The organism is Pedobacter namyangjuensis (genome assembly GCF_003313325.1).
Taxonomy (GTDB): Bacteria; Bacteroidota; Bacteroidia; order Sphingobacteriales; family Sphingobacteriaceae; genus Pedobacter; species Pedobacter namyangjuensis.
Genome location: NZ_QMHQ01000001.1, coordinates 995289 through 1019946 on the forward strand (window position 1 = coordinate 995289; position 24658 = coordinate 1019946).

General features: G+C 36.8%; 16 protein-coding genes. 8 read left to right on the forward strand and 8 right to left on the reverse strand.

Annotated elements, in window-relative coordinates; all coding sequences use genetic code 11:
• The first annotated feature begins 4 nt into the window (after nt 1-4).
• Nucleotides 5-1924, forward strand: coding sequence for a sialate O-acetylesterase (locus DUT69_RS04395; RefSeq protein ID WP_113651896.1), 1920 nt, complete (start codon nt 5-7; stop codon nt 1922-1924).
• Between the two features lie 117 nt (nt 1925-2041).
• Here DUT69_RS04395 and DUT69_RS04400 read toward each other — a convergent pair whose 3' ends face one another.
• The 5 genes from DUT69_RS04400 to DUT69_RS04420 all read right to left on the reverse strand — a co-directional run bounded on the left by DUT69_RS04400 (nt 2042) and on the right by DUT69_RS04420 (nt 10894).
• On the reverse strand, nt 2042-3703 hold the full coding sequence (locus tag DUT69_RS04400) for an endo-1,4-beta-xylanase (RefSeq protein WP_113651897.1): 1662 nt from the start codon (nt 3701-3703) through the stop codon (nt 2042-2044).
• A gap of 42 nt (nt 3704-3745) precedes the next feature.
• On the reverse strand, nt 3746-5551 hold the full coding sequence (locus tag DUT69_RS04405; RefSeq protein WP_113651898.1) for a RagB/SusD family nutrient uptake outer membrane protein: 1806 nt from the start codon (nt 5549-5551) through the stop codon (nt 3746-3748).
• A 21-nt stretch (nt 5552-5572) separates the two neighbouring features.
• Entirely contained in the window at nt 5573-8653 is a 3081-nt protein-coding gene (locus DUT69_RS04410; protein ID WP_113651899.1) for a SusC/RagA family TonB-linked outer membrane protein, read from the reverse strand.
• 318 nt (nt 8654-8971) lie between these two features.
• Nucleotides 8972-10135, reverse strand: coding sequence for a mannonate dehydratase (uxuA, locus tag DUT69_RS04415; RefSeq protein WP_113651900.1), 1164 nt, complete (start codon nt 10133-10135; stop codon nt 8972-8974).
• A gap of 18 nt (nt 10136-10153) precedes the next feature.
• Nucleotides 10154-10894: an SDR family NAD(P)-dependent oxidoreductase gene (locus DUT69_RS04420; RefSeq protein ID WP_113651901.1), complete on the reverse strand. Its 741-nt coding sequence runs from the start codon at nt 10892-10894 to the stop codon at nt 10154-10156.
• A gap of 111 nt (nt 10895-11005) precedes the next feature.
• Here DUT69_RS04420 and DUT69_RS04425 point away from each other — a divergent pair, with 111 nt between their 5' ends.
• The 5 genes from DUT69_RS04425 (at nt 11006) to DUT69_RS04445 (ending at nt 18720) form a co-directional block, all read left to right on the forward strand.
• The gene (locus DUT69_RS04425) at nt 11006-11731 is read left to right on the forward strand and encodes a hypothetical protein (RefSeq protein WP_113651902.1); all 726 of its coding nucleotides are present in this window, start codon (nt 11006-11008) and stop codon (nt 11729-11731) included.
• On the forward strand, nt 11728-14469 hold the full coding sequence (locus DUT69_RS04430) for a TonB-dependent receptor (protein WP_113651903.1): 2742 nt from the start codon (nt 11728-11730) through the stop codon (nt 14467-14469). The genes DUT69_RS04425 and DUT69_RS04430 overlap by 4 nt, the downstream gene beginning before the upstream one ends.
• A 2-nt stretch (nt 14470-14471) precedes the next feature.
• The gene (locus tag DUT69_RS04435; RefSeq protein ID WP_113651904.1) at nt 14472-15626 is read left to right on the forward strand and encodes a DUF4249 domain-containing protein; all 1155 of its coding nucleotides are present in this window, start codon (nt 14472-14474) and stop codon (nt 15624-15626) included.
• Between the two features lie 6 nt (nt 15627-15632).
• Entirely contained in the window at nt 15633-17984 is a 2352-nt protein-coding gene (locus tag DUT69_RS04440) for a hypothetical protein (RefSeq protein WP_113651905.1), read from the forward strand.
• A 73-nt stretch (nt 17985-18057) separates the two neighbouring features.
• Nucleotides 18058-18720 carry a GDSL-type esterase/lipase family protein gene (locus DUT69_RS04445; protein ID WP_113651906.1) on the forward strand — a complete coding sequence of 221 codons (663 nt, stop codon included), beginning with the start codon at nt 18058-18060 and terminating at the stop codon, nt 18718-18720.
• Here DUT69_RS04445 and DUT69_RS04450 read toward each other — a convergent pair whose 3' ends face one another.
• The gene (locus tag DUT69_RS04450; protein WP_113651907.1) at nt 18721-19464 is read right to left on the reverse strand and encodes a LytR/AlgR family response regulator transcription factor; all 744 of its coding nucleotides are present in this window, start codon (nt 19462-19464) and stop codon (nt 18721-18723) included.
• A gap of 5 nt (nt 19465-19469) precedes the next feature.
• Complete coding sequence (locus DUT69_RS04455; RefSeq protein WP_113651908.1) at nt 19470-20537, reverse strand: sensor histidine kinase; 1068 nt, start codon at nt 20535-20537, stop codon at nt 19470-19472.
• Nucleotides 20538-20705: 168 nt separating this feature from the next.
• Here DUT69_RS04455 and DUT69_RS04460 point away from each other — a divergent pair, with 168 nt between their 5' ends.
• Together DUT69_RS04460 and DUT69_RS04465 are read left to right on the forward strand one after the other, a co-directional pair.
• A complete protein-coding gene (locus tag DUT69_RS04460; RefSeq protein WP_317047204.1) occupies nt 20706-21020 on the forward strand; it encodes a DUF6660 family protein in 315 nt (104 codons plus the stop codon).
• An 87-nt stretch (nt 21021-21107) separates the two neighbouring features.
• Complete coding sequence (locus DUT69_RS04465) at nt 21108-23279, forward strand: TonB-dependent receptor (protein ID WP_113651910.1); 2172 nt, start codon at nt 21108-21110, stop codon at nt 23277-23279.
• Between the two features lie 56 nt (nt 23280-23335).
• Here the strand turns inward: DUT69_RS04465 and DUT69_RS04470 are convergent, their stop codons facing one another.
• Entirely contained in the window at nt 23336-24484 is a 1149-nt protein-coding gene (locus tag DUT69_RS04470; protein WP_113651911.1) for a fatty acid desaturase family protein, read from the reverse strand.
• Between the last annotated feature and the right edge of the window lie 174 nt (nt 24485-24658).

Genomic DNA, 24658 nt, shown 5'->3' on the forward strand with positions numbered 1-24658 from the left:
TTTTATGAAAAAGAGGTTTTTAATTGCGGGTTTAATTTTTGTCGGCTTTGCTGGATTCGCACAAATAAAATTGCCAAAACTAGTAAGCAGTGGAATGATTCTGCAAAGAGATGCTTCAGCGAAAATTTGGGGTTGGGCATCTCCTAATGAAAAAATTAAGCTTAGTTTTAAAGGTGTTGTTTATACAACTATAGCAGATAAAAAGGGCGATTGGCAAATTAAGCTACCAGCTCAAAAAGCAGGTGGCCCGTACAAAATTCTGCTCACAGCATCTAACAAAATCAGCTTAGAAAATGTATTGTTTGGCGATGTGTGGGTTTGTAGTGGACAGTCTAATATGGAATTACCTCTTGGAAGGCTCGTCGACAAATATCCGGAAGTCATCTCAAATGCTAACAATACTCAAATTAGGCAGTTTTTGGTGCCAGATGAATATGATTTTAAAGAAGCGAGAAAGGATTTTTCAACTGGTTCTTGGTTAAGTGCAAGTCCTAAAAATGTATTAGACTTTTCTGCAGTTGCCTATTTTTTCGCTTTGGATATTTACGAGAAAAATCATGTTCCAATCGGAATAATTAACACAGCTTTAGGCGGTTCGCCGGCACAAGCATGGATAAGCGAAAGTGCGATTCAAAAATTTCCGGCTTATAAGGCAGAAGTGGAGAGCTTCAAGGATGATCAATTAATAAAATCGATAGAAACTAAAGACCAGGCAGCTTCAAACGCTTGGTATAAAAACTTAAATATTAAAGATGAAGGTTTAAAGAATAACTGGAAATCTGACTTGGATGATAGCAATTGGGCAGAGATGAATGTGCCTGGTTACTGGGCAAACGGTGAATTGGGAAAGCTGAATGGCGTTATTTGGTTTAGAAAAGAAATCAACGTGCCGAAAAGTATGGTCGGCAAATCTGTAAAGCTATTGTTAGGAAGAATAGTTGATGCTGACTCTGTTTTTATAAATGGCAAGTTTGTTGGCACTACAAGTTATCAATATCCGCCAAGAAGGTATTTGTTCAACGAAGGAATTTTGAAAGAAGGTAAAAACACCATCGTTGTAAGAGTGGTCAATAATTCTGGGGATGGAGGTTTTGTAATTGATAAAGATTACCAGCTGATAGTTGGTAATGAAATTATCGATTTAAAAGGTAAGTGGAAGTATAAGCTCGGTGCAAAGATGGAGCCTTCACCGTCGCAAACTTTTGTTAGGTGGAAAGCCGTTGGTTTGTATAACGCTATGATAAATCCGTTAAGCAATTATGTTATTAAAGGTGCGCTATGGTACCAGGGAGAATCAAATACTTCTAAACCAGAAGAGTACAAGTCTTTGATGGAAACTTTGGTGGCCGATTGGAGAAAACAATGGGGACAAGGAGATTTTCCATTTTTATATGTTCAATTGCCGGGATTTATGAATGAAAAAAGTGAGCCTACAGAAAGCAATTGGGCTAGTTTGCGCCAGCAACAGCTCAATCTTTTAGCCGTTCCAAATACCCGAATGGCGGTAGCAATCGATTTAGGCGAAAGGAACGATATTCACCCTTTAAATAAGCAAGATATAGGCAAAAGACTCGCATTACAAGCGCAATCTTTAGTGTATGGCAGTGAGGCTCTGGTTAGTAGCGGGCCAATATTTAAAATTTTGGCAAAGAATGGTAATAGACTAGAAGTCAGTTTTTCAAATGTGGGTGGTGGGTTAATGGCCAAAGGCGATAAAAGTTTGAACTATTTTGAAGTTGCTGGTGCCGATAGAAAGTTTGTTTGGGCAAAAGCAAAAATCACTAATAACAAAGTTTTAGTTTGGGCCGATGAAATAGCTAGTCCATTGTATGTACGTTACGCATGGGCTGATAATCCAGCTAAAGCAAACTTGTACAATAAAGAAAATTTGCCAGCTTCTCCATTTGAAGCGCGTGTAAAATAGACTCTGGTGAAGAGGTAACCGTATTTTTATCTTGTTAATGCCAAAGAATATATTTCAAAAAAAAGCTTCAATCTAGTTAAAGACTGAAGCTTTTTTTTGGAGCAGTTATTTAGTTGGTTATTGTGTTTTAAGTCCTTGTGCTATTCCACCAAACGCAGGTTTTTTAACGTAAGAATTGTCAAATAATAATGGAGCATCATTTTTGCCCATAACGGTGATCCAACTGTCCGAATCGCTAACTCCCCAAACTAATAGACCACCTCTTTGTGCTGCCGGAACATGTTTTAAATAAGATTGAACTACGTATTTGTACATTGCAGCCTGCAAATTCTGTAAGGCTGAAGAGCCAGCAACATTTCCGGTTTTTTCAAGTGGATTCAATCTTACATCAAGTTCCGAAACCCTCACTTTTAATCCAGTTGCCGCTAATTTGATGAACATATTGTCAATTTGAGCATATGATGTATTAACGTTGCAATGCATTTGAGTACCCACACCTGTTATCCCGGTATTTGCAGCCTTTAATTCTTTAGCTAAGGTTACAAAGGCATCTAGCTTTGCAGAGCTGGCTTCCAAATTGTAGTCGTTCATGTACAAATCGGCATTCGCATCCATCGCTCTAGCATAAATAAATGCCTTACTTGCATAGTCTCTACCCAGATAATTTTGCCACACAAATACGTCGGTTCTTCCAGTTGGTACTGGCGTATTTACATTGTTTCTCAATTCGGCACCATCACTAAACGGCTCGTTAATCACATCCCAAGCTGTAATTTTCCCGGCGTATTTAGCTACAACCGTTTGAATGTGCTTTTTCATTGCATTATCTACAATTGCAACCAAAGCAGGTCCAGTTGGCGGTGGAACGATCGACGCATCGGCAATAGTAATATCATCGAAAAAATAGGTATTTGCTTTTGCGCCTAAATCCAATAAAATTCTTGTTTGCGCATCTTTTGCGGCAAAAGTAAATTCTTGCATCACATAACTGGTGCTTACGTTTTGGTTACCTTGGTACGAAGCATTTTGACCAGCGCTATTTTGCGTAGATAATCTAATTGCTGCCGTTCCAGGATTAGCAGCCTTAACCCAATAAGTAACCTTGTAGTTTTTTCCAACTTCTGTCGGGAACAAGGCGCTGGCAATCTGAACCCTCCATTCTCCTCCAGGATTGTCGGCCGTAACGGTGGCTTTTAAAGCTCTTGCTCCTGATCTTACGTCGGCTCCGGTTGCGGCAGAGAAAGATGCGGCACCATTAAAAGTAGACCAATTAGTAAATACGTTTCCAGTACCATCTTCAAAACCAGGATTTCCATTTACAGTTCCTGTTGTTAATAGATTAGTTGGGGCACTGGTATTGCCTGTGGCGCCGATTAAATTATTGTAATATGTAGCTCGCTGTTGCGTATGCCAAACTAAAGTATGCCCAAAAACTTTTAAACCGGCGGCTGTAGCCAGATTGTAAAAATTATCAGCCGTCGTAAAATCATAGGTTCCATCGGCTTTTACAAGAGAACTATTTTTTAGTTCGTTACCAAATGTAACCCAAGTAGACTCTCTTTTAACGATAGACCAATATTTGCTGTTGGTAGATGATAGTGGATATTCTACCGCTAATCCGATAGGAAAATTTACAAAAGATTTTAGTGAGCCAACCGTATCTGTAAATTGTGCGTTTGCCAAGCTATCGCCACCATTAAACATGGCTTCTTCTTTACAAGAATACATTCCTGTTACTGCGAATAACAATAAACCAGGAATAATTAATTTTCTTTTCATCAGTATAATATTTTTAAATCATTTTTTGTTTTTAATTATCGATTAATAATAACCTGGGTTTTGATATTTATTTCTGTTCGGGTCTCCGGCAGGATCTACAACACTATTGATCTGATCTTGTGGAATAGGGCGCAAGTTGTGGAAGTCCTTAACATTAGGAGCTCCATCTGGGTTGTAAGCTTTAACACGCTCAACCAGTTTTTTCCTAACTGCTAAATCTGGCCAACGTAAGCCCTCTCCGCATAACTCTCTAATTCTTTCATCAAGTATAAAATCTAAAGTAATTTGGCCAGCAGTTACTTTCATAATTTCTTTTCTTGCAGCTAGTTCTGTTGCGTTTAAGCCAGATCTAAACGCGGCACGTTCTCTTAATGCGTTTATTAAAGGAACTGCATCTGCCACGCGGTTGTCTTGTAAAGCAGCTTCTGCTGCAATTAAATAAACCTCAGACAATTTGGCAACGATGTATGGCCTGCCAGAAACGTCTTGGAAATTATTACGAACGCTATCATCATATTTTTTCAAACTTGGATAAATCAAATTCGTTTTGTTTTGATTGCTGTAATACTCAGACGGGCCAATAACCTTATATTTTTTGCCCATTGCCCTTAGTTGTGCAGCTCTTGCATTTGTAGGGGCCAAATAAATCGCGGTATCGCCAAGCGCAAAACCCACTGATGCTAGTCTGGTTTTAAAGGTTTCTAGTTCTGCTCCAGTACGTAGCGTAGCCACTTTCCACATTACCCTAAAACTGCAGTCGAAACGGGCATCGTTGGTTTTATCAGCAAAAACAGTATTGTAAACAAATGCAGTAGGGGCTAATTGCCTTAACGGCCTGTTATACTGTAAAGGACGATCGTCTATTAGAGAAACGCCCCCAACAACCGCGGCATTTTGGTAGTTCGAGGTAAATAAGTTGCCAGAGATATTTGCTTTTCCAGCAAACTCTGTTCCTGGGCTAAGTACCTCGTTGTTTACGTTGTTTAGTGGTAAACGTTCTACCGAATATAAAACTTCTCTATTATAGTCGTTTCCTTGTTTGTGTATTAGGCTATAATCTGGCAATAAATCTGTTCCGTATTTTGCTTTGTTGTTAATTAATTCCATAGCCGTTTTATAGGCATTGTTAAAGTCTGTAGATTCTTTAGCATCAGAATAACCGCGATACAAATAAACTTTCGATAACAAATGCAAGGCTGCAGATTGAGATAATCTAAAAGCTCCTGCAGGTCTGGTAACCGGAAGGTTTTGGCTGGCAAACGTCAAATCGCTAATCATAGATGCATAATTTTTCTTTAACACATCATTGGTTGGTAGGCGATTAAAACCGTAGTAGGCTACGTCAGTAAATACTAAATCGCCAGAACCTAAATCTAATGGAACTGCTCCAAACTGCTCTACCAGTAAAAGGTAATAATGTGCTCGAAGGTATCTTGCCTCGCCCATAATCACATTTCTTGCTGCATCGCTCATGGCAACGTCTGGCGCAAATTTCAAAATTGCGTTACAAAGATTGATATTTGAGTAATTTCTGTTCCAAGGTGTTAAAATAGATCCGTTAGTAGGAGGAATTTGATAAGTACCTAGCTCTAACGTTTGACCTGAGTTGCCTTGGTCGCCGAAACTAAACTCGTCGGTACCCATATTTGCTAGTAATGTAGCACCTATCGGACCATAATTAAATCTCATGCCAGCATACACAGAGGTAATGGCAGATTGTAAGCCTTCGGGCGACTTAAAATAATCTGTTGTGAAGGTTGTATATGGCGTTTCTTCTAAGGCTTTCTTACATCCCGCTAATGCGGTAAAGACAGTAAGCACCGCTAGTATAAAATATTTTGTTTTCATATTTGATATCTTTAAATACGTTTAAAATGTAACATTTAAACCTGCCAAGAAAGATCTTGTAGGCGGTATTGTAGCTCCAATGGTTAAAGCTCTATTAGAGATATTTCCAGGGTTTGATACACCTTGGTTACCAGTTCCTGTAGCTTCTGGGTCAAGTCCGCCAGCTCTTACATAAGGAGAGTAAAGTAAGAAAGGGTTCTGTGCTGCTACATACACTTTAAATTTTTGCGCACCTAGTTTTTTTGCTAAAGTGTTGCTAAAAGAATAACCGAAGTTTATACTCCTAACCCTAACAAAACTTGCATCGTAATAACCTAGTGTAGACCAAGCATCGCTGGTTAAGGCCGAAGTGATTAAACCACCAGCTACGTTTGGCGAAGGAAATGCGTTAGTTGGATTAGTAGGAGTCCAATAATCTACCGCTAATTGATTTCTTCTTCCGTCGTTAATGGTTAAATAACCTGCCAAAGGTTGGTGTATTTGACTAATCAGTGTACCTCCAAAACGAGCGTAAACAACAAACGAGAAATCGAAACCTTTATAGCTAAAGCGATTTGTTATACCACCTTGAAGTTTTGCCTGTGCATTTCCAATAACATGTTTGTCATCCACGGTTAATTTTCCATCTCCGTTGTGGTCTTCTAACTTAATTTGACCAGGTACAAAGCCGTACTGTGCAGCTTGTGCCGCCTCATCTAGCTGCCAAATTCCTAATTTTTTATAATCGAATATCGCTGTTAACGGCTGACCTACGAATAATTGAGCGTTGGTTACTTGTTTAATATCGCCATTTAAAGCAACTAATTTGTTTCTGTTAAAATAGAAGTTCAAATCTGTTCCCCAAGTAAAACCACCTTCAGAAACTATGTTTTGGCTCGATAAAGCCACCTCTAAACCTTTATTGGTTACGTTTCCGATATTAGTTAAATAAGGTTCGCTTATGCCTGATGTTGGAGGTAGCGGTACACCATACAATAACTTATCTGTTTTGGCTGTGTACCAATCTACACTACCTGTAATGCGATTATTTAACACGCCGAAATCTAAACCAATATTTGTTGTTCTGGTATATTCCCAATCTAATTTTGGATCTACAATTTTAGTTACGTAATAACCTATTTGAGATGATGGCCCATAGTTATACCTCACACCATTTGATGCAACGCCACCCAATGTACTGTAAGCAGGAACTGCTTGATTTGACGTTACACCAAAACCAGCACGTAGTTTTAAGTTCGAAACAATTTTTTGGTCTTGCATAAACGATTCGTTGCTAATGCTCCAGCCTGCCGAAACTGCAGGATATTGTTTCCACTTATTTCCGTCGCCTAATCTAGATGATCCATCGCGGCGACCGGTTAACGTAATCATGTATTTATCATCAAACACATAGTTAGCTCTCAACATCATTGATATTAAAGTAGCTGAAGACTCGCTTCCACCTAAAATGGCAACCGGCCCAACAGAAGACTGGCCTAAATTGTACCATTGTACAAAGTCTGCAGTAATAGAGTCTTTACTAACCGTTGTATTATGGTATTGCTCACGTTCGAAACCGAATAACGCAGTAACAGAAACGCGGTGTTTTGTTGCAAAAGTTTTATCGTAAGTTAATAAGTTATCTAACGAATATTTTGTTCCTGTACCATTGTTTACCGCTGCAGTATTGCCTAAGGCTGGTCTAAAATAACTATCTGTACCTCTAAACTGTGCACCTTCTTCTTGGTTAAAATCTAAACCTGCATTTAAACGGTATTTTAATCCTTCTATAATCTGTACTTCGCCGTATAAACTATTAAACGTACGGAAACGACGAACTCTATCTGTCCATTGGTTATTGTTGGTATTTAGTAATAACGGGCTGTAAGTTGTATTTAAGTCATCAAGATTGCCTGCAGGTTTTTTATTTACAACTCCATCTAAGTAAGGAGAGCTTAAAGGGCTAAGGGTTAACAATGGAAAAACGTTTAATCCAAACTGTGATCCGTTAGTTATGCTGTAGTTTGTTAGGTTGTTAAAACCAACTTTAACACGCTTGCCTATTTTGAAATCGCCAGTTGCTTTGAACGAACCACGGGTAAAATCTTGGCTTGGTAAAACCGATGTTTGTTTAAAAAAACCACCACCAACAGAGAATTGGCCTTGTTCGTTACCACCAGATACGCTAATGTTGTTGTCGGTAATGTAGCCGTCTTTATACATTAAATCTTGCCAATCTGTATTTCGGTTTTCCGCAATACCTTGTTTTTCATCAGCAAGATAATCCTGGGCGTATACCGAATAGTCACGCAGTGCACGATATTGGTCTGCATCATATACGTTATATTTTTTGGTAATCTGACTTATGCCATAATAACTATTGAAAGAAACCCGAGTGTCTCCTGCGATACCACGTTTAGTAGTAATTAAAACTACACCGTTTGCACCTCTAGATCCGTAAATAGCAGTAGCCGAAGCATCTTTTAAAACATCTAAACTAGCTATATCATCAGGGTTGATGTCGTTTAAAGTGCCGCCGTAAGGAATTCCGTCTACCACAAATAATGGATCGTTGGAAGCGTTGATTGAACGTTCTCCACGAATACGTATTTGAGCGCCAGCTCCCGGTCTTGTACCAACCGATTGTACTTCCACACCAGCCATTCGTCCTTGCAAAGCTTGCTGAATGTTTGCTGCGGGCACTTCCTTAATAGCTGATCCGCTTAAAGAAACAACCGAACCGGTAACATCTCGTCTTTTTTGCGTGCCATAACCGATAACTACAACTTCATTAAGGTTTTTTGAGTCTGGAGTTAAGTTAACATTATAAGTGCTCACTCCCGGTTTAATAGTTATCTCTTGAGATGGGTATCCGATAAAAGATACAATAAAGGTTTTGTCATTTTCAGTAGTATTGATACTGAAATTTCCCTCGTTGTCTGTTACGGTTACTCTGCCAGAAGTAGTAAGCTTAACGCCAGCACCAGGTAAGGGAAGATTTTTTTCGTCTACAACTTTACCCTTCAAGGCATTTTGGGCAAAAAGTAGGGTTGGGGTTAAGCCTATCAAAAATAAAGATAGGACTAGCCATTTAACAAAAGTTTTTTGTCTAGGTTTTTTCATACAAGGTTTAATTTAAGTCGCAATGTTTTTAACTGCTTTCTAAATAACCTTAAGTTTTGTTCGCTTTCAAGAGTGGCGAAATTTGCTTAAGTATATTTGGTTAATATAAAAGTAGAAATTAAAAATTCAATTTGCAACCGATTGCATAAAAATTTATTTTTTTATTCATTTTACCTAAAATAAAGGTTAATAGGTATTTATACCGATTGCATTACGTCGATATAAATTTTACTAGATTTTGATGTAGTAACAAATAACTTCGTAAAAAAAGCCTATCTATTGATAGGCTTTTAGGTGTGTGTTTTATTTAAAGACTGTCTAAATCGATTGGCCAATTCCCAATTCAAGTCCCCTTAGTTCTGCCAGCCCTTTTAAACTGCCAATAGCAGAATAACCTGGGTAAGGGTTTTTATCTAAATCGTCTAACATTTGATGTCCGTGGTCCGGCCTCATAGGAATTTGTCTTCCTTCCTTACGCATTAGTAAAATGGCTTCTCTAACCAAAGCATACATGTTTGCGTTCCCCTCTAAATGATTGGCCTCGTAAAAATTCCCTTCATCATCTCTCTGTGTGCTCCTCAGGTGCAAAAAGAAAATGCGAGAACCTAGGCGATTAATCATCCCTGGTAGGTCATTATCTGGTCTTGCGCCAAATGAACCACTGCAGAAACAAAAACCATTAGACTTTGCAGGTACCTTTTTGGCAATGTAATTTGCATCTGCTTCCGTACTCATAATTCTTGGTAAGCCTAAAATTGGATACGGCGGATCATCTGGATGTATGGCCAACTGCATCTCTAGTGCATCTGTAACGGGGGTAATCTCTTCTAAGAATTTGCAAAGGTTATGTCTCAAAATTTCAGGAGTTATGCCTTTGTAACTATCCAATAATGCCAATACTTGTTCAGGCTTAAACATATCCTTACTGCCCGGCAAGCCCTGTAGGCAACTGTTTTTCAGCTCTGCTATTTCCTGTTCACTAAGCTTTTCAAAATGATTAGTTGCTTTTTCTATTTCTTGAGCGGTGTAATCATCCTGGGCGTTAGGTCTTTTTAGAATGAATAAATCGAATGCGATAAAAGCTTTTTTCTCAAATCTTAACGCTAATGCGCCTGTATCGGTTTTATACTTTAAATTGGTTCTCATCCAATCTAATACCGGCATAAAATTGTAAGTAATTACTTTTACATCGCACTGCGAAAGGTTTTTTAAACTCTCGACATAATTGGATATGTAAAGTTTATAGTCGCCATTTCGTTTTTTTATGTCCTCGTGTACTGGTAAACTCTCTACCACACTCCAAGTCATATTATGCTTTTCAACTTCTTGCTTCCTTTTTTTAATTTCCTCTATGGTCCAAACCTGGCCAACAGGGATATGATGCAACGCTGTTACTACTCCCGTACAGCCTGCTTGTAAAATATCTGCTAAGCTTACAATGTCTTCCGGGCCATACCATCGCATTGTTTGAATCATTTTCATGTTAATGCTAATTAAATTTTAGAAACCTATTGAATTACCGCCATCTACAGGCATAACAACACCTGTAACATATTTTGCGCTATTTGAGCAGAAGAAATATACTGCTTCTGCAACATCCGCCGGCTCGCCCATTTTGCCCATTGGCGTTCTGGAGAAAACCTTGTTTTTTCTCTCGGGATCTGCATTTAAGGCTTTTGCAGACATTGCCGTTTTGATAAAACCCGGTGCAACGCAATTAACACGTATGCCCAAAGGTGATAATTCTGTAGCCATTGCTCGTGTCATTCCCTCTATTCCCGTTTTTGCTGCAGAGTAGGCGATAACCTTTGGAATGCCATATTGCGCTGCCATTGAACTTATATTTATTATACATCCACTATGTGTGGGAAGCATTTTTTTTACCACTTCTCTGCTAATGGCAAACACTGCCGATAGATTGGTCTGTATAATATTATCAAACTCTTCATCTGTAACTTCTATAAAAGGCTTTTTTTGGTTGATGCCAGCATTATTTACAAGGATGTCAATATTTCCGTACTCATTTTCTATTTCTGATATCAATGTAGGAATTTCCTTCAGATTTTTTAAATCAAAAACTTTGTAACTGCAGTTTTCTTCAAAAGATTCAGTGGCTTCTTTGAGTTTTTCTTCATTTCTGCCTATCATCACAACATGTATGTTGTTGCTAGAGAGCTTCTCTGTTATTGCTAATCCCAGTCCGGTTGCACCGCCAGTTACTATTGCCAATTTCTTGTTCATTACAAATAAGGTTATGCTGCTAAAGTAAACTTAAAATTTACAAAATACAATCGGTTGCATTGATTTATTGTATTGTTTTATTAAAAATAAACTATAACTTGTATATAAATTATGCTCACAAAAAAATCAATAATTACTTTAACAGTAATCCTCTCGTCAGGATGGAATTTTCTATTCGCTCAAAATCTTGATAGAGATTCTTTAGCAAAGCTTTCATACAACAATGCATTGTCATTCTACAGGGTTTCGCTTAACGAAAATGTAAGATTTGTTAATGGCGAAACTTATTATAGCTACGGTACAAATGTTGGAGGATCTGCTGTATTTGGGGATAGCACGTTTGTCAACGGAACGTTAGTTTATGAAGGTTTAACCTACATTGAAATTCCATTAATGTATGATTTGTATATTGATAAATTGGTTTCCGTAACAAATACTGGTGCTTTTAGCATAGTTTCGGAAAAAATAGATCAATTTAGAATGGGCTCGCATTCTTTTATTAATCTTGAATCTATCGTTTTAGATAAAAAGAATGTGTCTGGATTTTTTGAAGTGAAGTACAAGGGAAAGTTAGGCGTCTATGTCAAACACCGTCGTGAGCTCAAGTTCTCCTTAAATAAGGAAACACCATATTATTTCAATCCAAAAAAGCTATTGTATGTGGAAATGAATAATAACTTGCATGAAGTTAGCAATGAGTCTTCTTTGCTAAACATTTTTTCAAATAAAAAGAAAGAAGTTATTCAATACGTAAGAGAAAACGGTTTAAAATTTAAACAAGATCCTGAAAAGTTTACAGTGGAAGTGGTAAAGTACTATGAGCGTTTAATTTTATGAGAAGTTTATTTTTAGCCTTTATTTTTTTCTGCGTGTCGATTGCTTATGTTTCTGCGCAAGAAACAAAAATAGACGTAAATTTTACGCGGACATCTGCTACTGAAGTTGCTAAATCTTTATCGATAAAAACACAACTTAAATTTTATTATAAAACAGAGGTTTTAGATACAATTTATATTACTAAAAAAATTGATGACCAGCCATTTAATTTGGCGCTTAAAAATATTTTCGAAGGAACGAATATTAAGTACACTATTTACAAGAATGCTGTTTATCTAACTCTCGGTGAGCCTTTAGGTACAGCAATTGCGGAGGAATTTTATGAAGATAATAAGACTGTTGAAGATGTTGCCAGTTTTATAACTATTGTTGACGATAGAAAAAATTTAAATGCAACTACACCTAATAAGCTCTATGAAATCGGAATCAAGTCGGGTAGGGCGAGAGACAAAATTACTGTTGATGGCTATGTGCGAGAAGCTACAACAGGTAATGTAATAGCTGGTGCTAAAATTTTATCTTCAAACGGTAATGTAAGTGCCAACTCAAACCAACTCGGCTATTATTCAATCGTTCTTCCAGCGGGAAAAACAAATATTATCATTACGGCGCCCGGTAAGGATTTAACTACAAGGACTTTGCTGGTGCACTCGAGCGGAAGATTAAACTTTGAAGTTAAGGAAAGAATACTGACACTGAAAGAAATCAATATCTTAGCAAACAAGGCATCAGTTGTAAAAAGCACTGAGATGGGCACCAATAAAATAGATTTAAAAGCGCTAAAGAAAATACCAGCACTTTTTGGAGAGCCAGATGTACTTAGGGCTGTACTAACCTTGCCAGGGGTGCAATCTGTTGGCGAAGCCAGTACAGGGTTTAATGTAAGGGGCGGTTCAACAGATCAGAATTTGATTTTGCTTAATGATGCAACAATATACAACCCTTCCCACTTCTTTGGCTTCTTTTCTGCGTTTAACCCAGATTTGGTAAAAGATGTGCAACTCTATAAAAGTACCATCCCCGAGAAGTTTGGTGGACGTTTGTCTTCTGTCTTGGAAGTAAACAACAGAGAAGGGAACAAGGATAAACTTTCTGGATCAGCCGGAATCGGAATTATTACCAGTAGAGTTAGCTTGGAGGGACCAATTGTTAAAGACAAAACTTCGTTTATAGTTGGTGCTAGAGGAACCTACGCAGATTGGTTGCTTAAATTACTTCCAGAAGAATACGAAAATAGTGCAGCATCATTCTATGATTTTAATTTAGGCATTAGCCATCAGTTTAATAAGAATAATCAGCTTATCATAAATGGATATTACAGTAAAGATGAATTTAAGTTAAATAGCGACACTAGTTACAGCTACAGCAATAAAAATGCATCTATAAAATGGAAACACAACTTTAGCGAAAAGTTAAATATGGACGTTACACTCGGTACAGATCTTTATAATTATGATATTTCGAGCGATGTAAATCCTGTGAATGCTTATAAACTGAAGTTTGATATTAAACAGAAAAATTTCAAAACTGATTTTGTTTATGGACTGAACAATACGCATACACTTAAATTTGGACTATCTGCCATAAATTACAACCTGAGCCCTGGCGAATTTAAACCATTTGGTTCAGAATCTTTGGTGATTAGCGATGTTGTGCCCGACGAACAAGCGCTTGAAAGTGCAATCTACTTGGGAGACGAAATTGCCATTAATGATAAATTTTCTGTAAATATGGGTGTTAGGTATTCAGTTTATAACTACCTGGGTCCTCAAACAGTGAGGGAGTATGCACCAAATTTGCCGATAAATGATGATAATGTTATCGGCGAAAAAAGTTTCGGAAAAAATAAAGTAGTTAATACCTATCACGCACCAGAATTTAGATTGGCTGCAAGGTATCTCTTGGCGAATGATTTTTCTATAAAAGCATCTTTTAATACATTAAGACAATATATCCATTTGCTCTCCAATACAACTGCAATCGCTCCGACAGATATCTACAAATTAAGTGATCCAACTATTAAACCCCAGCAAGGAAATCAGCTATCACTAGGCCTTTATAAAAATTTAGCTTCGCAGTCGGTAGAACTGTCGGTTGAGGGCTATTACAAACAGTTGAAAGACTATCTAGATTACAAAAGTGGTGCAAGCTTGGTAATGAATCAGCATATAGAAACCGATGTGTTAGGTACACGTGGTAAAGCATACGGAATAGAGTTTTTTGTGAAGAAAAATGCAGGTAAACTTACCGGCTGGATGAGTTATGCATTTTCTAGAACAATGCTGAAGATGGACGATCCTTTAAACGATTCTCCAATTAATGACGGTGAATATTATCCGGCAAATCATGACAAACCTCATTCATTTAATTTTACGGGTAATTACGCTTTCAAAAGAAGATACAGCCTATCGTTGAACGTTACCTACAGTACAGGTAGGCCAATAACCTTACCAATAGCGAAATACGTGTATGGTGGTAGTGAGCGGGTTTATTATTCTGATAGGAACGCCTATAGAATACCAGATTACTTCAGAACCGATATAGCATTTAACATTGAAGGCAACCACAAAATAAATCAAACATTTCATAATTCGTTTACTTTCGGATTGTATAACATAACGGGTAGAAAAAATGCATATTCAACTTATTTTAGCAATGATAATGGTGTTATTAACGGATTTAAACTGTCGATATTTGCATCTATAATGCCATTCGTTAGTTATAATATTAAATTTTAATTATGATTATCAAGCGTCATATACATCGATTAATCTTTCTCTCATGCATCGTTACAATACTTATTTTAGCTGCGTGTAAAGATTCCTTTGAACCAAATGTAACTTCATTTAATAGTAATTTGTTGGTGGTAGAAGGTTTAATTAATGCAGGTTCCGACTCAACTAAATTCAAGCTTAGCAGAACCGTTGTAGTTGCAGAAAAGAATGTCGGTAACCCCGAAACTGGTGCAACAGTTGCGATAGAAAGCGAATCAAATGAGTTATTACCTTTGGTTGAGTTAAGCAGTCAAAAAGGAACCTACGCCTCACCAGGGTTAAATCTAAACGCAACAAAAAAATATCGCCTAAATATTAAAACACTTAATGGTAGCATCTATGTGTCAGACTATGTTGAGGTAAAAATTAGTCCTGAAATAGAGCAGGTAGGCTGGGACGTAAAAACCGATGAATTGCAGTTGTTCGCTAATACCAAAGACGCTAGTAATAACACACGTTATTACCGTTGGGAGTATGAGGAAACATGGATATTTTACTCGAAATTTTATTCTGTGCTTTTTTGGAATGGCACCGCGTTACAATCTAGGACGCCAGACAACTACGTTTACCAATGTTGGGGAAATGAAAAGTCCAACAAAATAATTTTGGGCTCTTCGGCAAAGCTGAGTGCTGATGTAATTTTTAAGCAACCGATAACCAATATTCCATCTAATTCCGAAAAGCTAGGTGAGCGATACAGCATTCTAGTAAAACAATATGCCTTAAGCAAAGAAGCTTACGAGTTTTGGCAGAACCTGAAAAAAAATACCGAGAGCTTAGGATCTATTTTCGATGTACAACCATCACAACTTACCGGAAATATTCGTAACCTAAATAATGCAAATGAGCCTGTAATAGGTTACGTAAGTGCCGGCTCCGTATCTACTAAAAGAGTATACGTAAATAAAGCAGACGTGCCAAACTTTAGAGTAGAACCTGACAGAGTTTGCATAGAACCTCTATTGGTTGTAGAGGTGTCAGGATCCGATTACCGAACAACTTTTAGTGGCGGGTTTAATGTTCCAATTGAAGAATTTGGAGCTGGAGTATATGCCTCTAGTAGAGCGTGCGTAGACTGCACGCTTAGAGGTACAAATAAAAAACCTACATTTTGGCAATAACATACCATGAAAATATTTAGCCGATTTTTTATTACTGCACTGTTAATGTCATTTGCTTTTGCGGGCAAGAGTCAGTTTTTGAAGGAAATTGAAAGTGATTTTATCAAATATAAAGCGAATAATTTTCAGGAAAAGATATTTCTACATACCGATAAAGAAAATTATATCAGTGGAGAGATACTTTGGCTAAAGGCGTACCTCGTAAATGATGTTGATGGAAAACCTGCGGATTTAAGTAAAGTTTGCTACATCGAGCTTGTTGATAAAGAAAATACACCGGTAGAACAGGTAAAAATCTTGTTGAAAAACGGATCTGGTAACGGCTCAATCTTAGTAAACAGTTTTTATAAAAGTGGTGTATACAAATTAAGAGCCTATACCAATTGGATGAAGAATTATGGTGAAAATTTTTATTATGAAAAGACAATCACCCTTATCAACCCTAGCCTAGCTCCCGAAAAGCCATTAATTGCCAACAGTAATTTAATTTTGCAATTCTTTCCAGAAGGTGGAAACTTAGTTGCAGGATTAAATGGGGTAGTGGGAATAAAATGCGTTGATAATTTTGGCTTTGGCGTGGATGTTCAAGGAGCAATTGTTAACCAAAAAAATGATACAATTGCCAAGTTCGACACCTTTAAATTTGGTATCGGTAGGTTTAGTTTTACTCCCAAAGAGAATGAGGTTTACCGAGTTGTGGTTAACTCTTCTAAAAACTACGCTGTTAAATCGTTTCCTACTGTTCAAAAAGTAGGTTACACCATCGCCTTAAAAGGCTCTGCAACAGAAATAGACATTAATGTTGCCAATAATTTAGGAATTACAAAATCCTATTTAGTTATTCACAATGGCGGAACTGTGCAACTGAGTAAGGAATTAGCTTTTGAAAGAGGCAAAGCTACATTAAAGCTTAATCAAAATCAGCTGGCGGAAGGGGTGTCCAATATTACGCTCTTCAATGAAAACGGTATCCCAATTGCCGAGCGACTATATTTTAAACACCCTAAAAACTATTTAAAATTAGAGGTTAAAAGCGATAAACTAAATTATGGCCTTCGGGAAAAAGTTAGTGTAGACTTTAGTGTTGCCCACAATAAACCAGTTAAAAATTTTGATTTTTCAGTATCAATTGCTAAAATCGACGAAAACGAGATGTTGGGTTTAGAAAACATTATCTCGAGCAATATACTAACTTCGGCCTTAAAAGGCAGAGTTCAATCTCCAGCATTTTATCTGCAAAATAGCACAGAAAGTAACATAGCGCTTGATAATTTGCTAATTACACAGGGATGGCGCAGGTTTAATTTTAATGATCTGAAAGAAAAGAAACCTGTACTTAAATTCTTGCCAGAATATAGCGGGCACATCATTACTGGTAATATAGTTAAGCCAAATGGTACACCTATAAAATATGAAGATCTTTTTTTGGCTGTACCCGGCAAACGTTTACAGTTTTATCAAACTGTTAGTGATTCCATCGGTAAGTTTGTGTTTAACACCCAAGATTTTTATGATGCCAACGAAATTGTGGTTGTAAACAAAAGTATGGATACCACGGCGAAAATCTCCTTATATTCCCCGTTTTCGAATCAATATAGTCTTTCAGAAAATAACTATCTAAACACTAAAAAGCTAAGTGCAGAAAAAATACAGGATGCCAGTTTTCAGATTCAGGTTTATGGAAATTTTTTTAAACAAGAGTTAAATGGTTTAACATCAACAATTATAGATACAACTAATTTTTATGGCAAGGCATACAATACGTATGTGTTCAATAATTACGAGCGCTTTAATACCATGGAAGAAAGTTTTAGGGAATTTGTTAAAGAAACATTTGTCTCAAAAACTTCTAACGGCTATCAAATTAGACTTTTAGCAAATGATGTTCCGTTGCAGGGAAATCCGCTAGTATTATTAGACGGTGTACCTTATTTTAATATGAATAAAGTAATGCAAATAGATCCAACAAAAATTGCAAAATTAGAGATTGTACCCGCGTCATACCAATTAGGGTCTTCGCTATTTGATGGAATTATAAGTTTATCAAGTTATAAAACAACCTTAGCAAACGTCGATATTAGCCCCAATGCTTTGGTATTAGATTATAACGGCTTGCAAAGCCAGCGGGAATTTTATTCGCCGAACTATGACATCGATTTTGAGCTAAAAAATACCTTGCCGGATTTTAGAAGCACGCTATATTGGAACCCGAAGATAGCGCTAGATGAAAATTCAAAGGCGAAGCTTGATTTTTTTACTTCCGACTTAACAGGTACCTATATTGGTGTTTTGAACGGAATAGATGGTGATGGTTTGCTTGGAACTAGTTTTTTCACTTTTAAAGTCGATAAAAGATAATGTCGCGTTATTTTTATAATTTGCCAGCCATTTGATTGTTTAATATTTCACTCGTAATTCGGTCATTTTAATTATGAAACATTTAAAATTTATTTTCCTTTTCGTTTTTGCATTTACAGCTTTACAAGCGCAAGAAAAAGCGCCTTTTTACAACGATATTCAGCAGTTTAAAAAACAGGATAGTATAAAGTTTCCGGCTAAAAATGCAGTTTTGCTGATCGGGAGTTCTACATTTACCATGTGGAAAGACGTACAAAGTTATTTCCCAAAACATACCATTATTAATCGCGGGTTTGGTGGATCTTCATTACCAGATGTAATTAACTATGTTGGCGATGTGGTTTATCCGTACCAACCGAAACAAGTGGTTATTTACTGCGGCGAAAACGATTTCATGGTAGCAGGCGGTATAGATCCAAAAACCGTTGCCGATAGGGCGAAAAATCTTATCCAATTGATTCGGGCAAAATATCCTAAAGTGCCCATTGCTTATATTTCTATCAAGCCGAGTCCATCGCGAGAATCATTTGTACCTAAAATGGTTGAAGCAAACCAGCTGATTGAGCGAATGCTGAAAGAGTTTCCGAAAACTGTTGTTTATATCAACACGTTTAATGGGATGCTAAATGAAGATGGATCTATAAAAACAGATATTTTTATTGGCGATAACTTGCACATGAATGCAAAAGGTTATGCTATTTGGCAAAAAATTATGGAGCCTTATTTGCTGAAATAATTAGATGTCAAATTTTTCTCTAAGCATTTCGCTGTTAGATCGGCTCGAAGTTACTTTGGTTTCATTTTGATTGTTTAGCACAAAAACTAAAGCACCGTTAAAACCTTTTCTAATTTCTTTAATGTAATCGACATTGATAATGTCACTCCTGTGGATTCGCAGAAACTCCTCAGGAAGTTTCGTTTCTAAGGTTGATAAAGTGAAGTCCGTGAGGTGCTTTTTCCCATCAACCGTGTGCAAAAAAACATATTTGTCTTCAGCTTGTATATGTACTATTTCGTTAACCTTAACTAGTAATATTTTGTCGCCCAGCTTTATGGTAAGTGTTTTCACTGCTTTTTTGCCTTGTATTTGGCGTAACAAATCCTCCAACGGAATTTGTGCCGGAGCTAAACTGGTTTGTCTTAGCTTTTTTATCGTTTTATCTAACCTTTCAATCTCTATAGGTTTTAACAAATAATCTATTGATCCTTCTTCAAAAGCCTTAATCGCGTACTGATCGTATGCTGTAATAAATACTACTTTCGGATGATGCTTTAATTTTGCCAACATTTCAAATCCGTTCAAAATGGGCATTTCTATATCTAAAAAAATCAGATCAGGTTTAAGGAACTCTATTTTTTCCAGCCCATCTTCGCCATTTGAGGCTTCCTCAATTATTTCAACCTCATCGTATTCTTTTAACAATCTTTTTATACGCTGTCTAGCTAGTTGTTCGTCGTCAATTATTATCGTCTTCCACATAATGATTAATTAAAAGGTATAGTGATTTTGATGTGTTTTTCGGAATCGTTATTAAGCTGTACGTCATAGCCTTCTTTATAAAGTAATTGCAATTTATTAAAGGTGCTTTGCAATCCATAACCGGCATTTAGCTCCGCGGGGAATGCGTGGCCATTATCATAAATATAAATTACCATTCTACCTGCTTCCTGCGTAAGATTTACTTTTAAATGTCCGTTTTCCCGCACATCTTTTAAGCCGTGTTTAAGCGAGTTTTCTACCAATGGCTGTAGTAAAAAACGCGGGATTAATTTCTCGTTCAATCCTTCATCAACTTCTATTTTAAAGTCTATTCTGTTGCCGAATCTAACCTTTTCTATTGCCAAATAAGTGTTTAAAATTTCAACTTCTTCTTTAACCGTACAAAAGTTTTCTTGCATCGTATTTACGCTATGCCTAAAGAGTTTGGAGAGTTTCAAGGTCATGTCTTCTGCCTTGTCTGGGTCTTCGTGAATTAAGCTTACAATGGAGTTTAAAGCATTGTATAAAAAATGAGGATTAATTTTAGATTGTAATGTCTGAAGTTCAGCTTCGGTTTTAAGCTGGTTTAGTTTAATCAAGTCTAGTTCTTTAGCATTTAGCTTAGCTTGGATACTTTTTTGCTGCAGCTGATAAATTAAAATAAGTGTTCCAATAATTAATGAAAATAGGGTGGAGAATTTATAATCGTTAAAATGGGATAGAAATTGAAATTTTATATCGAAGATAAATGACACAATTAAATAAGAAAGCTCGATTCCAATTAAGGTGCCCAGTAGGTTGCACGCGTAAAAAATAAGAATGAATTTCCAGAAACTGGTTTTGTCTATGGCAAAGTATACATGTACAAATGCAATAACATTTCTAATGCTTAAGGTAATAAATAAACTGAAAAGGATATTTAATGCGACATGTCTTAGCAAAATTTCTTTCGAACTTACGATAGCAGTAAAAGCGCTCAAGAACAAACCAACACCAATGCCGATTAATGCATATTTAGCGTTACTTTTTAACCAATTGTTTTCGCTGGTAAATAATTTGTTTGATGTATGCATTTTTAGCTTATTTCTTCAACATCAAAAATAGGCCTTAAATATATTTGTTGATAGTTTTTCTGACAGTTGGTAGAAAATATAGGTTAGAAGGGAAATTATTGGAAACGGTTGGTTTTTGTCGATGTAGAAAAACTAGCAAAATCTAAATGGAATTGCTAATTTTACGACGTGAAAAATCTCGGCATCTTTTATATCATCTTTATGGTTTTGCTAACAGCAATGCCTTGCAGCGATGAAGCCGAATTACGTAACGAAACTAGCATAGAAATTGCTCATATTTCAGCCGATGATCATACCGGTTGCACAGAAACCTGTTCGCCTATTTGTGCCTGCGCCTGTTGCGGACAAAACGTAGTACAAAATAACTTTGTACAACTAGAAGTTAACATACCTATTATTGTTGGGAGTAAAGTATCTACCTTAACTTGTTTACGTTTAAAACAACGATCTAATAACATCTGGCAGCCGCCAAAATTGGCTTAATCTTTTATACGGTTTAAACACATCGGCAGTATGGCTGATGGCTTTTACCTAAACTAATTTTTAGATTAAATCGATTATAGTAAATCAATGAAAAAATATTTATTGTTAGTGCTTGCATTATTTGCAAGTAGCTTAACTTTTGCACAAAATATCTGGAAAGCCCAAGTATTGGATGTGCATTCTAAAGCGCCAATCGCTGGCGCAACGGCAACAATTAAAGGCACACAACTAGGTGCCAAATCAGACGAAAAAGGTTTGTTAACAATTGGAAATATTCCTAATGGAGAGCAAATTATTTTAATCAACTATATTGGTTTTGAGACAAAAACCTACACTGTAAAGTTCCCCTTAACCCAGTTAGAACCAGAGCAGGTTCTGCTAGAAGAGCAGGAAGATGATTTGGAAATGGTTGTCGTTTCTTCAACACGTAGCTCTAGAAGTATACAAGATATACCCACCAGAGTTGAGTTTATTGCAGGCGAGGAATTGGAAGAAAAAGCCAATATGAAACCTGGCGATATTCGTATGGTTTTGAGTGAGAGCACCGGCATACAAGTGCAACAAACATCTGCAACATCGGCAAATGCAGCTATCAGAATTCAGGGTCTAGATGGTAGGTACACGCAAATTTTAAAGGATGGATTTCCGCTTTATTCTGGTGCAGCAAGTGGCTTAGGCTTATTGCAAATTGCTCCTTTAGATTTACGCCAAGTTGAGGTAATTAAAGGTTCTGCGTCTACCTTATATGGCGGTGGAGCAATTGCTGGCTTGGTTAATTTAATTTCTAAAACGCCCACAAAAGAACGAGAACTAAGCTTTCATTTTGATGGAACCGATGCGCTAGGCTTAACCTTAAATGGTTTTTACGCAAAGCGGAATGAAAAAGTTGGCACAACATTATTTGCATCTTACCAAAATAATGCCTCTTATGATCCTGCAGGGATAGATTTTTCTGCGATTCCAAAATCAGAGCGTTTTACTTTTAACCCTAAATTTTTCTATTATCCTACAGAAAAAACAACATTGGTGTTTGGCATTAACAGCACCTTTGAAGATAGGATAGGAGGCGATATGCATTTTATTGATGGCAAAGGCGATGCTACGCATAGTTATTTTGAACAAAATAAAACGAAACGTATTAGTTCGCAATTTTCTTTAGATCATGCTTTTGGAAAGTGTAGCCATTTTACCGTTAAAAATAGTGTAAGTTATTTTAACAGAGAACTTAGTACACCTGGCTACGCCTTTGATGGCACGCAATATGCCACATTTTCTGAGGCAACTTATGCTAATCATGGCGAAATAATGGAGTGGGTTGCAGGCGTAAATTTATGGACCGACAGTTTTAAAGAGCCTAAAAATTCATCCGCTTTGCGTAATTATAACCAAACCACCTTTGGGGCTTTTGTGCAAAATAATTATAAGGCTAACGAATGGTTAACCATAGAAGCTGGTATGCGAGCCGATCATGTTGTAGATTATGGGTTTGCTTTTTTACCTCGACTTTCGGCACTGTTTAAAATTAGCCCACAGGTTACGTCTAGGATAGGAGGTGGATTAGGTTATAAAGCGCCAACAATTTTTACCGAAGATAGTGAACGTATCCAATACAGAGATGTTTTAGCTATAAGCCCTCAAAACAACAAGTTAGAGAAAAGTTATGGCGCAAATTGGGATGTAAATTACCGCACCGCTTTATTTAACGAAAATGTTTCTTTCTCTATAAATCAGTTGTTTTTCTATACGCACTTACAAAATCCATTGCAAATGGTGCAGTTGCCAAGCGGAAGTTATCAATTTGTTAATGGTGCAGGAAATTTGGCGACGAAAGGCACTGAAACCAATATTAAATTAGGCTACAAAGATTTTAAATTGTTTTTAGGTTACACTTATACCGATGCGAAGAGAAACGAAAATGGGCTCTCTATATTGAATCCGCTTACAGCAAAACATCGTATTAATTCTGTATTAATGTACGAAGTGCATGATGAGTGGAAACTTGGATTGGAAGCTTACACCTTTAGCAAACAATTGTTAAATGACGGAACTTACGGTAAAAACTATGTTATTACAGGATTTATGGCAGAGAAACTCTGGAAGAGATTCTCGATCTACGTAAATTTTGAAAACTTTGTAGATACCAGACAAACACGTTTCGATAGCATTTACACCGGGCCGCAAAACAATCCGCAGTTTAAGGATATTTACGCACCACTTGATGGATTTGTAATGAATGGAGGAATTAAATTCCGATTGTAAACGGGAAACAGAAGAGAATGGAAAAAGGCGCAGATTTTAAAATTCTGCGCCTTTTTTTACGGCATTGTTTTTACTAAACTAACTGCTGGAATAAATTCCGGTGCCGGTTCATTCTTTTTTGCTAAATAAGCATATTTTCCAAGACGCTTTAATGTTCTGTAATGCGATGCGAGTGCAGTACCAAAGGTTGGACTTTCTATATAAGGCAAGTTAAATTCTAAAGCCGTTTCTTTAACAATTTTGCCTATTGCCGGATAGTGGATATGACAAATTTTAGGGAATAGATGATGTTCAACTTGTCTGTTAAGTCCGCCACAGAAAAAAGCAGCAATTTTACTATCAACCGCAAAATTTGCTGTAGTCATCATCTGGTGTGCTGCCCAAGCTTCTTCAATATTTCCTTCGTTATTTGGATGCGGAAAGCTAGTACCTTCAACAACATGCGCTAATTGAAAAACTAAGCCCAAAACTAAACCTTGTGCAAACTGCATGGCTAAAAAGCCAATTACAAATTGCCACCAAGTAACGTTTAATACAATTAGCGGTAAAACGATAAATAAAAAATAATACAGAAATTTGAAAAAGAACAAATTAAAATACTCAATACGTGGGTGGTTGGCAACTTGGCTGCCGATTTTGGTTTGAAAGAATTTTTTGTAATCCTTTCTAAAAACCCAAGAAAGCATCGCTAAGCTATATAATCCGAAAGCATAAATATGCTGGTAACGTTGTAGTTTATTTACCGGTTCGTTTTCGCAAAAGCGGATTAAACCCGGAGCTACGTCAATATCTTCGTCGTGCCCCGAAATGTTAGTGTAAGTATGGTGTACAATATTGTGGCAAATACTCCAAACGTAGGCGCTTGCACCAATCAAACTAAAAAGAATGCTAAAAGATTTATTTACAGTTTGATTTTTAGAAAATGCCTTGTGTATCGCATCATGACATATATTGAATCCTACGAAAGCGCCAAACACGCCTAGTAAAATTGCTAGGCCAAGCATAATTGGCCCACTTAAATTACCTAAAATAATTAACAGGTAGAGCGAAATAAATGTGCCCAAAAAGAAAATTGCTTTAAACCACATGGCCCCGTTTGCATTGATACTCAGATCCTCTTCTTCAAAATGCGCATCAACGCGTTTACGTAACGTAGCATAAAATGCCGACTTTTTTACGTTCGTAAACTTTACTTTTTTTATCATATTTTTGGTTGGGGTGGTGTAGGGATGGATTTGATATATTAGCTAATGTAGTTTAATAAAAGCGTTTTTTTACATTATTTTGATTTTAATTCAAACCCTTTCGCTCTATGTACGTATTTATTCCTTGGTCAGTTTTCAATTAAACATCTCCAGTTTAAAACTAAGCGATTAAAG

What these genes read in the sequence shown, in the direction of transcription:
- DUT69_RS04395 (WP_113651896.1), top strand. Translation starts at nt 5, where the DNA reads ATGAAAAAGAGGTTTTTAATTGCGGGTTTAATTTTTGTCGGCTTTGCT.
- DUT69_RS04400 (WP_113651897.1), bottom strand. Translation starts at nt 3,703, where the DNA reads ATGAAAAGAAAATTAATTATTCCTGGTTTATTGTTATTCGCAGTAACA.
- DUT69_RS04405 (WP_113651898.1), bottom strand. Translation starts at nt 5,551, where the DNA reads ATGAAAACAAAATATTTTATACTAGCGGTGCTTACTGTCTTTACCGCA.
- DUT69_RS04410 (WP_113651899.1), bottom strand. Translation starts at nt 8,653, where the DNA reads ATGAAAAAACCTAGACAAAAAACTTTTGTTAAATGGCTAGTCCTATCT.
- uxuA (WP_113651900.1), bottom strand. Translation starts at nt 10,135, where the DNA reads ATGAAAATGATTCAAACAATGCGATGGTATGGCCCGGAAGACATTGTA.
- DUT69_RS04420 (WP_113651901.1), bottom strand. Translation starts at nt 10,894, where the DNA reads ATGAACAAGAAATTGGCAATAGTAACTGGCGGTGCAACCGGACTGGGA.
- DUT69_RS04425 (WP_113651902.1), top strand. Translation starts at nt 11,006, where the DNA reads ATGCTCACAAAAAAATCAATAATTACTTTAACAGTAATCCTCTCGTCA.
- DUT69_RS04430 (WP_113651903.1), top strand. Translation starts at nt 11,728, where the DNA reads ATGAGAAGTTTATTTTTAGCCTTTATTTTTTTCTGCGTGTCGATTGCT.
- DUT69_RS04435 (WP_113651904.1), top strand. Translation starts at nt 14,472, where the DNA reads ATGATTATCAAGCGTCATATACATCGATTAATCTTTCTCTCATGCATC.
- DUT69_RS04440 (WP_113651905.1), top strand. Translation starts at nt 15,633, where the DNA reads ATGAAAATATTTAGCCGATTTTTTATTACTGCACTGTTAATGTCATTT.
- DUT69_RS04445 (WP_113651906.1), top strand. Translation starts at nt 18,058, where the DNA reads ATGAAACATTTAAAATTTATTTTCCTTTTCGTTTTTGCATTTACAGCT.
- DUT69_RS04450 (WP_113651907.1), bottom strand. Translation starts at nt 19,464, where the DNA reads ATGTGGAAGACGATAATAATTGACGACGAACAACTAGCTAGACAGCGT.
- DUT69_RS04455 (WP_113651908.1), bottom strand. Translation starts at nt 20,537, where the DNA reads ATGCATACATCAAACAAATTATTTACCAGCGAAAACAATTGGTTAAAA.
- DUT69_RS04465 (WP_113651910.1), top strand. Translation starts at nt 21,108, where the DNA reads ATGAAAAAATATTTATTGTTAGTGCTTGCATTATTTGCAAGTAGCTTA.
- DUT69_RS04470 (WP_113651911.1), bottom strand. Translation starts at nt 24,484, where the DNA reads ATGATAAAAAAAGTAAAGTTTACGAACGTAAAAAAGTCGGCATTTTAT.